13 protein-coding genes are annotated in these 13,823 nt (G+C 67.6%); 10 read left to right on the forward strand and 3 right to left on the reverse strand.

Annotated elements, in window-relative coordinates:
• Window positions 1-39: 39 nt before the first annotated feature.
• From G6N56_RS25945 to G6N56_RS25960, 4 genes are all read left to right on the forward strand, one after another.
• Window positions 40-1,230, forward strand: a complete 1,191-nt coding sequence (locus tag G6N56_RS25945) for a thiolase family protein (protein ID WP_085255011.1) — start codon at window positions 40-42, stop codon at window positions 1,228-1,230.
• Between the two features lie 9 nt (window positions 1,231-1,239).
• Complete coding sequence (locus G6N56_RS25950; protein ID WP_408632652.1) at window positions 1,240-2,700, forward strand: FadR/GntR family transcriptional regulator; 1,461 nt, start codon at window positions 1,240-1,242, stop codon at window positions 2,698-2,700.
• Between the two features lie 107 nt (window positions 2,701-2,807).
• Window positions 2,808-3,800 (forward strand): sensor histidine kinase, encoded by a 993-nt coding sequence (locus tag G6N56_RS25955; protein ID WP_180150421.1) that lies wholly within the window; start codon window positions 2,808-2,810, stop codon window positions 3,798-3,800.
• Between the two features lie 513 nt (window positions 3,801-4,313).
• Window positions 4,314-4,835, forward strand: coding sequence for a 2-isopropylmalate synthase (locus G6N56_RS25960; protein WP_085255009.1), 522 nt, complete (start codon window positions 4,314-4,316; stop codon window positions 4,833-4,835).
• A 10-nt stretch (window positions 4,836-4,845) separates the two neighbouring features.
• On the opposite strand, the gene G6N56_RS25965 is transcribed toward G6N56_RS25960, so the two are convergent.
• Window positions 4,846-6,327: a cytochrome P450 gene (locus tag G6N56_RS25965; protein ID WP_085255008.1), complete on the reverse strand. Its 1,482-nt coding sequence runs from the start codon at window positions 6,325-6,327 to the stop codon at window positions 4,846-4,848.
• A gap of 126 nt (window positions 6,328-6,453) precedes the next feature.
• Between G6N56_RS25965 and G6N56_RS25970 the strand changes: the two genes are divergently transcribed.
• Both G6N56_RS25970 and G6N56_RS25975 read left to right on the forward strand, forming a co-directional pair.
• Window positions 6,454-7,101 (forward strand): TetR/AcrR family transcriptional regulator, encoded by a 648-nt coding sequence (locus G6N56_RS25970; protein ID WP_085255007.1) that lies wholly within the window; start codon window positions 6,454-6,456, stop codon window positions 7,099-7,101.
• Window positions 7,102-7,128: 27 nt separating this feature from the next.
• Window positions 7,129-8,061 (forward strand): SDR family oxidoreductase, encoded by a 933-nt coding sequence (locus G6N56_RS25975; RefSeq protein ID WP_085255006.1) that lies wholly within the window; start codon window positions 7,129-7,131, stop codon window positions 8,059-8,061.
• Here G6N56_RS25975 and G6N56_RS25980 read toward each other — a convergent pair.
• Window positions 7,996-9,030 (reverse strand): DNA polymerase IV, encoded by a 1,035-nt coding sequence (locus G6N56_RS25980; RefSeq protein WP_085255005.1) that lies wholly within the window; start codon window positions 9,028-9,030, stop codon window positions 7,996-7,998. The two genes, G6N56_RS25975 and G6N56_RS25980, sit on opposite strands and share 66 nt — an antisense overlap.
• Complete coding sequence (locus tag G6N56_RS25985; protein WP_085255004.1) at window positions 9,030-9,638, reverse strand: TetR/AcrR family transcriptional regulator; 609 nt, start codon at window positions 9,636-9,638, stop codon at window positions 9,030-9,032. Before G6N56_RS25985 ends, G6N56_RS25980 begins: the two co-directional genes overlap by 1 nt.
• A gap of 90 nt (window positions 9,639-9,728) precedes the next feature.
• Between G6N56_RS25985 and G6N56_RS25990 the strand changes: the two genes are divergently transcribed.
• From G6N56_RS25990 to nrdE, 4 genes are all read left to right on the forward strand, one after another.
• Complete coding sequence (locus G6N56_RS25990; RefSeq protein ID WP_163645174.1) at window positions 9,729-10,301, forward strand: NAD(P)H-dependent oxidoreductase; 573 nt, start codon at window positions 9,729-9,731, stop codon at window positions 10,299-10,301.
• Between the two features lie 557 nt (window positions 10,302-10,858).
• Window positions 10,859-11,098 carry a glutaredoxin-like protein NrdH gene (gene nrdH / locus G6N56_RS25995; protein WP_085255002.1) on the forward strand — a complete coding sequence of 80 codons (240 nt, stop codon included), beginning with the start codon at window positions 10,859-10,861 and terminating at the stop codon, window positions 11,096-11,098.
• 107 nt (window positions 11,099-11,205) lie between these two features.
• Window positions 11,206-11,664 carry a class Ib ribonucleoside-diphosphate reductase assembly flavoprotein NrdI gene (gene nrdI / locus G6N56_RS26000; RefSeq protein WP_085255001.1) on the forward strand — a complete coding sequence of 153 codons (459 nt, stop codon included), beginning with the start codon at window positions 11,206-11,208 and terminating at the stop codon, window positions 11,662-11,664.
• A complete protein-coding gene (gene nrdE, locus G6N56_RS26005) occupies window positions 11,634-13,799 on the forward strand; it encodes a class 1b ribonucleoside-diphosphate reductase subunit alpha (RefSeq protein WP_085255000.1) in 2,166 nt (721 codons plus the stop codon). Before nrdI ends, nrdE begins: the two co-directional genes overlap by 31 nt.
• Window positions 13,800-13,823: the final 24 nt, after the last annotated feature.

Here is a 13,823-nt window from a genome sequence, read left to right on the forward strand (position 1 = left end):
TCCGAGACGGGTGTCGGGTTTGGTTGGACGGCGGTGGCTATGGCGCATTTCGAGAAGGACGCGATCCTGTCGGGCATCGGCATATCGAGGATCGGCCGCCGCACCGGCATTCCGGGCGTCGAGCTCACGATGGAGGCGGTGCGGGCCGCCATCGCCGACGCCGGCCTGCACGCCAACGACGTCGACGGCATCGCGACGCTGGGCGACACCCCGGCTCAGGACGTCAACGCCGAACTGGGGATCGACGCGGCCGACTGCGGGGCGGGGTTCGGCACCGGGGGCCTGCTCAGCCCCGTCATGTCGGCGTGCCGCGCGGTCGCCGAGCGCCGCGCCCGGCACGTGGTGGTGTACCGGACGATCCAGATGCTGGGCGGCACCGTGCTGCCGAAGGAGAAGGATGCGCCCGCCCCGCCGCTGGCGCGGATGTTCGAAACGCCCGAGGGCGAGCCACGTCCCGCCGTGGGGGCGATGGACGACATCAACGAACTCCTTGCGGCGCATGCCTATTCGGCCGCGAACTGGTTGGCGCTGAACTGCCGCCGACACATGGAACTGTACGGGACCACCAAGGAGCAGCTGGGCTCGGTGGCTCTCAACGGCAGGCGGAACGCGGCCCTCAATCCGCTTGCGGTCTACCGGGATCCGATGACCATGGCCGACTACCTGGCCGCGCGGCCCGTCTCCACGCCGTTCGGGCTGCTGGACTGCGACGTGCCGATCGACGGGTCGATCGCGGTGGTGGTCTCGAACGCGGAGTACGCCGGCGACTGCCCGCACCGCGCGGTGGCGGTGGAGGCGATCGGCGGGTCCGACGGCGCGGGTGGCTGGTTCCACCGCGACGACTATCCCAAGATGGCGATGTCGGACGCGGCGGCGCAGATGTGGTCCCGGACCGACCTGACCCCCGCCGACCTCGATGTCGCCCAGTTGTACGACGGCTTCACCTTTCTCACGATCGCGTGGCTCGAGGCCCTGGGGATCTGCGGCGACGGCGAGAGCGGGCCGTTCGTCGAGGGGGGCACGCGGATCGCCCGTGATGGCCAACTGCCGCTGAACACGTACGGCGGACAACTGTCGGCCGGGCGGATGCACGGTTACTGGGCGTTGCACGAGGGATGTCTGCAGTTGCGCGGCGAGGCGGGGGAGCGGCAGGTGTCGGAGCGCCCGCAAGTGGGCGTCGTGTCGGTCGGCGGTGGGCCCGTCGCCGGGTGCATGCTGCTCACCTGCTGAGATGGCCCGTTGCCGAACGTAATTGAGCCTGGGACGAGCGCGCGGCCGCAGGCGGGCCGAGCGGACAAGCTGGCGTCGACGGTCGCCCGCCGCATCGAGGCGGACATCGTCCGCCGCGGCTGGACGGTCGGCGAATCGCTGGGTTCCGAACAGGCTCTGCAACAACGCTATGGCGTGAGTCGATCGGTGCTCCGCGAAGCCGTCCGCCTCGTGGAGCACCACCAGGTGGCCAGGATGCGCCGCGGGCCCGGTGGCGGGCTGCTGATCTGCGAGCCCGACGCCGCCCCCGCCACCCGCGCCGTCGTCATCTATCTCGAATACCTGGGCACCACGCTGGATGACCTCCTCAATGCACGGCTGGTGCTCGAGCCCCTCGCGGCCGCCCTCGCCGCGGAGCGGATCGACGAGGCCGGCATCGACCGGCTGCGAGCGGTGCTGCGGGCAGAAGAGCACTGGCGGCCGGGGCTGCCCGCGCCCCGCGATGGATTCCACGTCGCGTTGGCCGAGCGATCGAAAAACCCCGTGTTGCAGCTGTTCATCGAGATCTTGATGCGGCTCACCACCAGGTACGCCCTCCAGTCGCGCACCGAGTCGGCCACCGAGGCCATCGAGGCGGTCGACCACATGCACAGCGACCACACCGCCATCGTCGCCGCGGTGACCGCGGGCGACGCGGCTCGGGCCAAGACGCTCACCGAGCGACACGTTGAAGCGGTGACGGCCTGGCTGCGGGAACATCACCCGGGAAGCCGGGCACGGGTCCAGCGGGCACCGCGGCGACATGACATGGGGCCGCGGGGCAAGCTCGCGGAGTTGCTCGCGGCCAGCATTGGCGACGACATCGCCGCCGGGGGCTGGCAGGTCGGTTCCGTGTTCGGCACCGAGACGGCGTTGATCGAGCGGTACCGGGTCAGCCGCTCGGTCTTTCGGGAAGCCGTGCGGCTGCTCGAGTATCACTCGATCGCCCGCATGCGTCGTGGGCCGGGCGGCGGGCTGGTCGTCACCAAGCCCGAGGCCCAGGCGAGCATCGACACGATCGCCCTGTACCTGCAGTACCGCAGCCCGAGTCGCGAAGACCTGAGCTGCGTCCGCGACGCGATCGAGATCGACAACGTCGCCAAAGTCGTCCGCCGGCGCACCGAAGCCGAGGTGGCCACCTTCCTCGGGAACCATCGGTCGACCGATGCCGTCGGCGACGTGCGCAAGGCCGGCGTCGACGAGTTCCTGTTCCATGTCGGCCTGGCGCAGTTGGCCGGCAACGCGTTGCTAGACCTGTTCCTGCGCATCATCGTCGAGCTGTTCCGGCGGCACTGGTCCAGCACGGGTCAGGCTCTGCCGACCCCGGACGACGCGGCGGCCGTCGAGCACGCCCACACGCGGATCGTGGAGGCGATCGAGGCCGGCGACGACAGCCTGGCCCGTCACCGCATCCGGCGCCACCTGGATGCCGCCGCGTCGTGGTGGGTGTAGCGCGGCCTGCGCACCCGTATGTCGGCCGTCACGCGTATATCGGAGACGCGCGAAGGGTACTGGGAACAGAAGAGAGTGGGGGCCGGTCCAGCAGGGGGTTGGCATCAGTGATCGACAGCGAGAGGGCGTCTATGACCGCGGGCACCCAGACCGAAGGGCCCGGGTTCGTTCATTCGGCGCTGCTCTACAGCTCGGAGCAGGAGTTTCTGGACTCGGTGGAGCGCTTTGTGGTCGACGGGCTGGCGATGGACGAGGCGGTTCTGGTTGCGGTGCCAGGTGACGAGTTGGCCCTGCTGCACGACGCCCTCCACAGCGGCGGCGGGCTGCTCGACGACGTGCGCATGACCGACATCACCGAGGTCGCCCGCAACCCGACCAGGTTCATGGCGATGCAGGGATCCTTCGCCGATTCCCATCCCGGCCGCCGGGTGCGCATCGTCAGCCAGCTGGCGTGGCCGGGCCGCACCGACGGCGAGCTTGCGGCTTGCGTCGAGCACGAGGCGCTGGTCAACGGGGCCCTGGACGGATACCAGGCGACCGGATTGTGCCTCTACGACGCGAGCCGCCTCGGTGACGGCGTGTTGGCCGACGCCCGCGCGACCCACCCCCTGCTGTGGAGTTGCGGCTCGCTGCAGCCCAGCGACGAGTACGCGCCGCGGGACGTCCTGGAGCGCTGCAACCGGCCCTTGCCGGCGAACCCGGGGGCCGTCACCTACCTGGTCCGCAGCTCCGGCGACCTCAGCCCAGCCCGGTCTTTTGCGGTCAGGTACGCCGGCTGGATCGGGCTGTCGCGGGCGGGCATCGAGGATCTGCAGTTGATCGCCACCGAGCTGGCCACCAACAGCCTGATGTACACCGACGGAGCCTGCCGACTGGCCTTCTGGCGGGAGGATGAGCACCTGGTCTGTGAGGCGCGGGACACCGGACGGTTCGACGACCCGCTGGTCGGGCGCCTCGACCCGGGTCCCAGCGGCCCGGCGAGCCGCGGCCTGTTCCTCGTCAACGCCATCTCGGACCTGGTGCGCACGCACACCACGGCCACCGGCACCACGATCCAGGCCTACCTCCGAGTCGACCCGTCGCCCGCGCCGAACGGCTGACCGCCCTACCTGGCGGCCGGTTGGCCCATGTCGAGTGACGGCGGGGCCTGCGGGGGCGGCGCCACCACCGGGCCGGGCCCCAGCGGGGCCGGGGGGTGGGGAAGGAGCGCACACCCCGTCATCGGCGACACAGCGAACAACGTGGCCGCCAGTGCGCCGGCCTTCAGCAATCTCGTCCTGCGGTCATCTTGCATCGGCTCTGCCTCTCATCGCGGGGGCGTAGCAGCGGTTCAGCGACGCCACGACCCGGATGCTATCCGCGTGCCGAGCGGCTCTGACCCGTTGAGCAGCAACGATTTCCCGGATGTTGGACGTGTGTTCAATATGTTCTGCCCGGCGTAACAAGGGATTTGCATCGACCGCGCGTGGGGTCTAAAGTCACCGCTCGTGCGTCTTCTTGAGCGTGCGGTAGTAGCCAGCACCCGCAGCGGGGTCTGATCCAGACCGACCCCCCGCTGCGGGTCGAATGCTGCTGGCGTCGGTCGCTCCTGCTGATCAGAGAAGACCGACACCGTGACTCTTACCTCTCCGGACTTCGACACCGTCAACGTCGACTCGCCCCGGCGCACTGCTGCTGACTGGTTCGCCGACCATTTCGGCGTCGCCCTGCCGCGGGGGCTGCGCGAGGGCGCCGGCGACCTCACGTGGGACGCCTTCGTCGCCGCGTACGCCCCGACCTCCGGCCCGATCCGGCTGGGCCACTGGGCGTGCACCGACCCCGACCGGCCCGCCGGCCGCCTCGGGCCGCAAGCCCGCAACTTTCGGGCCGTGATCGCCGTCGGCGACCGCATCGCCACCTCGACCGCCGCGGCGGGAGGGCCCGTCGCGGCCCTCACCGCGATGCTGCACGAGCGCGGGTTCACCCTCGAGACGCTGAAGTTCCACCAGGTGCGTTCGGCGGGCTGCACCGCCACATTTATCCACGGCAGCAACGGAATCCGCGCCGAGTGGGCAATGGGTGTGGCCGACGACGCGACACAGTCGGCCCTGCGCGCCGTCATCGCCTGCGCCAACCGGCTGGCCGGCGCTGCCTGACCCGCCGGAGTTACAGCGGACGCAGCACGATCGGCATCCCGTCCTTGGGCACCGGCATGCCGCCGTAGTCCCACTCGGCCTGATAGCCGGCGTGGGGCAGTTCGAGCCGGTATCGGCGCAGCAGGCGATGCAGGATCGTCTTGATCTCGAGCTGGCCGAACACCATGCCGATGCACTTGTGGGCGCCGCCGCCGAACGGCGTGAACGCGTAGCGGTGCCGCTTGTGCTCGTTGCGGGGCTCGGTGAACCGCTCCGGGTCGAAAGTCATTGGATCGGTCCATAATTCGGGGAGCCGGTGATTCATCCCGGGGTAGGCGATGACGTTGGTGCCCTTGGGGATGTAGTAGCCCAGCAGGTCGGTGTCGCGCACCGTCCGGCGCATCGCCCACTGCACCGGGGTCACCAGCCGGATCGACTCGTTCATCACCAGATCGAGCGACTCCAGCTTTTCCAGCGACTCGATGTCGAGCGGCCCGTCGCCGAGCCGGTCGGACTCGTCACGGCAGCGCTCCTGCCACTCCGGGTGGGCGGCCAGCTGGTAGACCATCGTCGTCGCGGTCGACGTCGAGGTGTCGTGCGCGGCCATCATCAAGAAGATCATGTGGTTGACGATGTCCTCGTCGGAGAAGCTGTTGCCGTCCTCGTCCTCGGTGTGGCACAACGCCGACAACAGGTCGTTGCCGTCCTTGCCGCGCTGCTCCTTGACCCGCTCCCGGAAGTAGTTCTCCAGCAATTCGCGCGCCTTGAGGCCGCGCCACCACGTGAAGGGCGGAACCGGCGTGCGGATGATCGCGTTGCCCGCCCGGGTGGTCACCGCGAAGGCCTTGTTGACCTTGGTGACCAGCTCGCGGTCGGTGCCCGGCTCGTGACCCATGAACACCATCGATGCGATGTCCAGGGTCAGCTCTTTCATCGCCGGGTAGAGCAGGAACCGCGCGTCGTTGATCACCCAGTCGCTGGCGACCGTCTGCGACACCACCTGGTCCATCTGCTCGACGTAGGACACCAGCCGGGACCGGACGAACGCCTCCTGCATGATCCGCCGGTGGAACATGTGTTCCTCGAAGTCGAGCAGCATCAGCCCCCGCTTGAAGAACGGGCCGATCACCGGGACCCAACCCTGCTGCGAGTAGTCCTTATTGCGGTTGGAGTAGATGACCTGCGCGGCGTCGGGACCCAGCGCCGCGACGCCCGGCAGCACCGGCGAATCACCGAAGACGACGGGCCCCTTGGTCTGGTACAGGAACATCAGGTAGTCCGGGCCGCCGCGCAACATCTCGATGATGTGGCCGATGACGGGGAGCCCGGCGTCACCCATGACCGGCTTGAGCCCGCTGCCCGGCGGCGGATCGGCGAGCTTGTGCTCCGGGAAGGTGGTGTTCAGCAGCCTGCGTTCGACGACGCCCATGCCGGGAAAGTTGTTGAACGACGGCGTTAACCGGCGGCGCGCCTGGTCGAGCAGGTAGTGCGGGGTGCTGATGGTGGCGGCCATGAGGCTCCTTTGCGCTCCTGTTTAACCCTCGGGAGGGTGACAGCGGTCACTTGAGGCCTATCCTTCGGGAAAAACTTGACGCCTGTCAAGTTTGCTTTTCGTGCGTCGTGGTGCAAGGTCGGGAGGGTGAGCAGCCATGCCGCGAGCCCGGAGCCGGTGATCCGACGCCGCGGTGACAAGCAGCGCCAGGCCATCCTGCAGGCGGTGCGGGAGCTGCTGCAGGAGAAGCCGTTCGCGGAGCTGTCGGTCAGCACCATCAGCCTGCGCGCCGGCGTGGCCCGATCCGGGTTCTATTTCTACTTCGACTCCAAGTACGCGGTGCTCGCGCAGATCCTGGCCGAGGCGGCCGAAGAGCTGGAGGAGCTGACCCATTACTTCGCGCCCCGCCAGCCCGGGGAGTCGCCCGAGCAGTTCGCCAAGCGGATGGTCCGCAGCGCCGCCGCGGTCTACTCCCACAACGACCCCGTGGTGGCGGCGTGCAACGCCGCCCGCCACACGGACGCCGAGATCCGCAACATCCTCGAGCGGCAATTCGAAGCGGTGCTGCGGCAGATCGTCGCCGTCGTCGACGCCGAGATGAAGGCCGGGACCGCCGCCCCGATCAGCGACGACATCCCGACCCTGGTGCGCACCCTCGCCGGCACCACGTCACTCATGCTGACCGGTGACCCGCTGCTCGTCGGCCCGCAGGGTCTTCGGGTCGACGTCGAGCGCCGCGTGCGCGTCCTCGAGCAGCTGTGGCTCCACGCCTTGTGGGGTGGCGGAGCGGGATAGCCCGTTACCGTCGGTATCGTCGCGGCCATGGCACCCAAGGATTCCGGGCGGTACTTCGCCGGGAAGCGATGTCTCGTCACCGGCGCGGCGAGCGGCATCGGCCGCGCCACCGCGCTGCGGCTGGCCGCGCAGGGCGCCGAGCTCTACCTGACCGATCGCAACGCGGACGGCCTGCGGCAAACCGTTGCCGACGCCCGTGCGCTCGGCGCCGACGTGCCGGAGCACCGGGCCCTCGACATCGCCGACTATGACGAGGTGGCGGCGTTCGCCGCCGACATCCACGCCGGGCACCCCAGCATGGACGTCGTCCTCAACATCGCCGGGGTGTCGGCCTGGGGCACGGTCGACCGGTTGAGCCACGAGCAGTGGACCAAGATGATCGCGATCAACCTGATGGGTCCGATCCACGTCATCGAGACGTTCGTTCCCGCGATGGTGGCGGCGGGGCGGGGCGGTCACCTGGTCAACGTGTCGTCGGCGGCCGGTCTGGTCGCGCTGCCTTGGCACGCCGCCTACAGCGCCAGCAAGTACGGCTTGCGCGGGCTGTCGGAGGTGCTGCGCTTCGACCTGGCCCGGCACCGGATCGGTGTCTCGCTGGTGGTGCCGGGCGCGGTGAACACTCCGCTGGTCAACACCGTCGAGATCGCGGGCGTCGACCGCGAGGACCCGAAGGTCGCACGCTGGGTCAACCGGTTCACCGGCCATGCCGTGTCGCCGGAGAAGGCGGCGGACAAGATCCTGGCCGGGATTGCCAGGAATCGCTACCTGATCTACACGTCTCCCGACATCTGGGCGTTGTACGCGTTCAAACGGCTGGCGTGGTGGCCGTACAGCGTGGCGATGCGGCAGGTGAACGTGATCTTCACGCGCGCGCTGCGGCCCGCGCCGGCGCCGCTAGTCCGGCATGGCCAGCTCGAGGCGCACCCCCAGCAGCCGGACCGGGCGGTCGAGCTCGAATAGGTCGAGCACGCGCAGGGCGGCGGCGGTGATGACGTCGCGGTCGGTGGTGGGGGCGTCGAGCTTGCGGATCTTGGTGCGGGTGTAGAACGTCGCGGTTCGCACGGTAATCGCCACCCGCGTGACGAGCCGGCCCGCCGCCATGACTTCCTCCAGGGCCTGCCGCGCCAATTCGGTGACGGCCGCGTCCATTTCGGCCCGGTCGGTGAGGTCGTGGGGGAAGGTGACGACGTGGCTGCGCGAGCGCGGGACCCAGGGCTCGGCGCTGACCTCGGTGTCACCGCCGCCCTTCGCGAGCAGCAGCAGCCACAGGCCCGTCCGCGGGCCGAACGTGGCCGTTAGCAGCTCCGCGTCGGCGTACGCGAGCTCCCGCACCGTCGTGATCCCAATGCCGGCAAGCTTTTTCGCGGTCTTCGGCCCCACGCTCCACAACGCGTCGACCGGGCGGTCGGCCATGAGCGTCATCCAGTTCGCATCGGTGAGCGCGAAGATGCCGGCCGGTTTCGCGAAGCCGGTCGCGACCTTGGCGCGCTGTTTGTTGTCGCTGATGCCGACCGAGCAGGACAGCCCCGTCTCCGAGGAGACGACGGCGCGGATCTGTTCGGCCAATCGCACGGGGTCGTCGACGCTGGCGCCGACGTAGGCCTCGTCCCAGCCCCACACTTCGACCGGATGACCCAGATCCCGCAGCAGCCCCATCACCTGTTGGGACGCCGCATCGTACGCCGGCGGATCCGACGGGAGGAACGTCGCGCCGGGGCAGCGGCGGGCTGCGGCGCGCAACGGCATCCCGGCGTGCACGCCGAATTCTCGGGCCTCGTACGAGGCGCAGGTGACGACCTTGCGCGGTTCGGTGGGGTTTCCGCTGCCGCCGACGATCACCGGCAGTCCGGCCAGGTCGGGATGGCGTCGCAGCTCCACCGAGGCCAGGAACTGGTCGAGGTCGACGTGCAGCACCCAGGCGCCTGCCATCAATGTCCGCAGAGTTTGCGCGCCACGCTCTCAAAGGCGTCGCCGAGTGACTGCAGGGTGTGCCCGCCCTCGTCGAGCTGGTGCTCGACGTAATCGACATCGAGCAGAGCGAGCAGCGCCTCGGTCTGGGCTTCGAGGTCGCCGGTGGTGTGGGCTTCCTGCAGCAACACCCGGACGTGCGTGCGTTGCACCATGGCGGGGGCGTTGTAGCGGGACTGCGGATCGTTGTTGACCGACGACAGCAGTGCGTGATGGGCGTGGACGAACCGGATCCGGTCCCGGCCGAAGGCCACCAGCCGATCCAGGGGCGGCGCGTCGGGTCCAAGCGGCGGGGGTCCGAACAGAAAAGCCTGCTGGCTGGCCCGCTCGTCCTCGTCGAGGAGCACCATCATCAAGCCGGCCCGGCTGCCGAACCTGCGGAACAACGTGCCTTTGCCGACGCCGGCCGCCGCGGCGATATCGTCCATGGTCACGGCGTCGGCGCCCCGCTCGGCGACCAGGTTGCGAGCGGCGTCGAGCAGGAGCGCGCGGTTGCGGGCCGCGTCACCCCGCTCGCGCTGCGCCGCGCGTGGAGCGCACACGTGCAGGCCGTGTGCTGGGTGGCTCATCCCTGTACCTTAACGCGACCGGAATAAAACCGGACTATAGTCCGGTTGGGGATGCAAGGATCGAGTCGACAACAGAGGGGAACGGAAACAGTGGCGGAGACGAAGTCGGACATCACCATCTTGACGCTCGTGGGAAGCCTGCGCGCGGAATCGATCAACCGCAAAATCGCCGAACTGGCCGCGGAGGTCGCGCCGGAGGGCGTCGCGGTCACCGTGTTCGAGGGGCTGGGCGAGCTGCCCTTCTACAACGAGGACCTCGACCCCGCGGTGGGCAGTGAGGCGGCGGAGCCCCCAGCAGCGGTCGCCGCGCTCCGCGCCGCGGCGGCCCGGGCGGACGCCGCTCTCGTGGTCACCCCCGAGTACAACGGCAGCATCCCCGGTGTCGTCAAGAACGCCATCGACTGGCTGTCGCGCCCGTTCGGTGACGGCGCGCTGAAGGACAAGCCGCTGGCAGTGATCGGGGGAGCGTTCGGCCGGTACGGCGGGGTGTGGGCGCACGACGAGACGCGCAAGTCGTTCGGGATCGCCGGCGCCCGGGTCGTCGAGGCGCTCAAGCTGTCGGTGCCATTCCAGACGCTCGAGGGCAAGGCTCCGGCCGAGCACGCCGAACTGACGCAGAACGTGCGGGACGTCGTCGGGAAGCTCGCTGCCGAGGTCGGCTGACGCGGCGGAACTCACAAGCCGCTCGCCGCGGACCAGCCACTCACAACCGCTTCATCACAACTGCATAGCCCAAGCCGCTGCATAGCCCAAGCCGCTGCATAGCCAAAGCCGCCAGCCACAGCTGGCGGCTTTGCTAGCTCTCGAGGGGCCCAGCCGTCGCCCGGGTCTTGTCGGTGCCCGGTGCTATACCAGAGCACACAAGCACGCGGCCCGACGTTTGTGACCTGCGACACGCCGGGGGCGTGTCGCATTTTCTCCGCGAGAGGCCTTACGACCAGGGAATTTCAGAAATGTTATTCAGAACATCTTGTATCTGGACATCTTGTCAGCCACTAGGTGTAGTGTTTCGAGCGCCGGCAGATCCCAGGTCCACCGAGCCGGCCCGGCCCGGTGAACCTTCCGGAATCGGAGTGAGGATGGCGAAGCGACGGCTTCGGCACCGACAGCCGCACGACGGGAATCAAGGGGCTTGGCGGACCGCTGAACATTGCAAAGACGCAGTACTTGAGTAGTTGCCAGTCGTACGTCCTCCCATCTTCCGCAAAGGAGCGGCTCCCATGAGCATCACCGTGTACACCAAGCCGGCATGCGTGCAGTGCAACGCCACCTACAAGGCGCTGGACAAGCAGGGCATCGCCTACGACAAGGTCGACATCACGCTGGACTCCGACGCCCGCGACTACGTGATGGCGCTGGGTTACCTTCAGGCCCCCGTGGTGGTGGCCGGCAACGACCACTGGTCGGGTTTCCGGCCCGACCGGATCAAGGCGCTCGCCGCGTCGGCGCTCAGCGCCTAAACGAGGAGACGATAGATAAGGAGGTTGCGGTGCATTCGCGCAACCTGGACTTGACGAGTGGCGACCCGCTTCGCCCGGCTACGCCGCCCTTGCGATCGCCACGGGACTTGACGAGTGGCGACCCGCCTTCCGCACTGGTCTACTTCTCCAGTGTGTCGGAGAACACCCACCGCTTCGTCCAGAAGCTGGGTCTGCCCGCCACGCGGATACCGCTGCACGGCCGCATCGAGGTGAACGAACCGTACGTGCTGATCCTGCCCACGTACGGGGGCGGCCGGGCCACCCCCGACCTCAATGCGGGCGGCTATGTGCCCAAGCAGGTCATCGCCTTCTTGAACAACGAACACAACCGGTCGTTGATCCGCGGCGTCATCGCCGCGGGCAACAACAACTTCGGCGCCGAATTCGCCTACGCGGGCAACGTCGTGTCCCGCAAGTGCGGCGTCCCCTACCTCTACCGCTTCGAACTCATGGGAACCGCCGACGACGTGGAAGCCGTCCGCGCGGGGCTCGCCGACTTCTGGAAGGAACAGACGTGCCACCAACCGTCGCTGCAGAGCCTGTAACGTCCGGCGCCCACGCGCTGCCGGGGGAGACGGACTACCACGCGCTCAACGCCATGCTGAATCTGTACGACGCGGACGGCAAGATTCAGTTCGACAAGGACGTCCTTGCCGCGCGCGAGTACTTCCTGCAGCACGTCAACCAGAACACGGTCTTCTTCCACAACTACGACGAGAAGCTCGACTATCTCATCCGCGAAAACTATTACGAGCGTGAGGTTCTCGACCAATACTCGCGCAACTTCGTCAAGTCCCTGGTGGAACGCGCCTACGCCAAGAAGTTCCGGTTCCCGACGTTCCTCGGCGCGTTCAAGTACTACACCTCGTACACGCTGAAGACCTTCGACGGCAAGCGCTACCTGGAGCGGTTCGAGGACCGGGTGTGCATGGTCGCGCTGACGTTGGCGGCCGGTGACACCGGGCTGGCCGAGAAGCTGGTCGACGAGATCATCGAGGGGCGATTCCAGCCGGCCACCCCGACGTTTCTGAACTCGGGCAAGAAGCAGCGCGGCGAACCGGTGAGCTGCTTTTTGCTTCGCATCGAGGACAACATGGAGTCGATCGGGCGGTCGATCAACTCAGCGTTGCAGCTGTCCAAGCGCGGCGGGGGAGTTGCGTTGCTGCTGAGCAACATTCGGGAACACGGCGCCCCCATCAAGAACATCGAGAACCAGTCTTCGGGAGTCATCCCGATCATGAAGCTGCTGGAGGACTCCTTCTCCTACGCGAATCAGCTGGGGGCGCGCCAGGGCGCCGGCGCGGTGTACCTGCACGCCCACCACCCCGACATCTACCGCTTCCTGGACACCAAGCGGGAGAACGCCGACGAGAAGATCCGGATCAAGACGCTGAGCCTCGGCGTGGTGATTCCCGACATCACCTTCGAGCTGGCAAAAAAGAACGAGGACATGTACCTGTTCTCGCCGTACGACGTCGAGCGCGTGTACGGCGTGCCGTTCGCCGACATCTCGGTGACCGAGAAGTACTACGAGATGCTCGACGACGCCCGGATCCGCAAGACCAAGATCAAGGCGCGGGAGTTCTTCCAGACGTTGGCCGAGCTGCAGTTCGAGTCCGGCTACCCGTACATCATGTTCGAGGACACGGTGAACCGGGCTAATCCCATCGAAGGCAAGATCACGCACTCGAACCTGTGCTCGGAGATCCTGCAGGTGTCCACGCCGTCTCTGTTCAACGAAGACCTCTCGTATGCCAAGGTGGGCAAAGACATTTCGTGCAACCTCGGGTCGATGAACATCGCCAAGACGATGGACTCGCCGGACTTCGCCCACACGATCGAGGTGGCGATCCGGGGGCTGACCGCCGTCAGCGACCAGACGCACATCTCATCCGTTCCCTCGATCGAGCACGGCAACAACGAGTCCCACGCGATCGGACTCGGCCAGATGAACCTGCATGGCTACCTGGCCCGCGAGCACATCTTCTACGGCTCCGAAGAGGGCATCGACTTCACCAACATCTACTTCTACACCGTGCTCTACCACGCGCTGCGGGCCTCCAACCGCATCGCGATCGAACGCGGCACGCATTTCACGGGTTTCGAGAAGTCCAAATACGCGTCGGGGGAGTTCTTCGACAAGTACACCGAGCAGGTGTGGGAGCCCAAGACAGACAAGGTGCGTCAACTCTTCGCCGACGCCGACATCCGCATTCCGACGCAGGACGATTGGCGCCGGCTCAAGGAATCGGTGCGGGCGCATGGCATCTACAACCAGAACCTGCAGGCCGTGCCGCCGACCGGGTCGATCTCCTACATCAACCACTCGACCAGTTCGATCCACCCCATCGTGTCCAAGGTCGAGATCCGCAAGGAGGGCAAGATCGGGCGGGTCTACTACCCGGCGCCCTACATGACCAACGAGAACCTGGAGTACTACCAAGACGCCTACGAGATCGGCTACGAGAAGATCATCGACACCTACGCCGCGGCCACACAGCACGTGGACCAGGGGCTGAGCCTGACGCTGTTCTTCAAGGACACCGCGACCACCCGCGACGTGAACAAGGCGCAGATCTACGCCTGGCGCAAGGGAATCAAGACGCTGTACTACATCCGGCTGCGGCAGATGGCGCTGGAAGGCACCGAGGTCGAGGGCTGCGTGTCCTGCATGCTGTGAGGCTTCGCGCCGAGCGTGAAGCTG

The sequence above is a fragment of the Mycobacterium saskatchewanense genome, assembly GCF_010729105.1.
In the GTDB taxonomy this organism is placed as follows: Bacteria; Actinomycetota; Actinomycetes; order Mycobacteriales; family Mycobacteriaceae; genus Mycobacterium; species Mycobacterium saskatchewanense.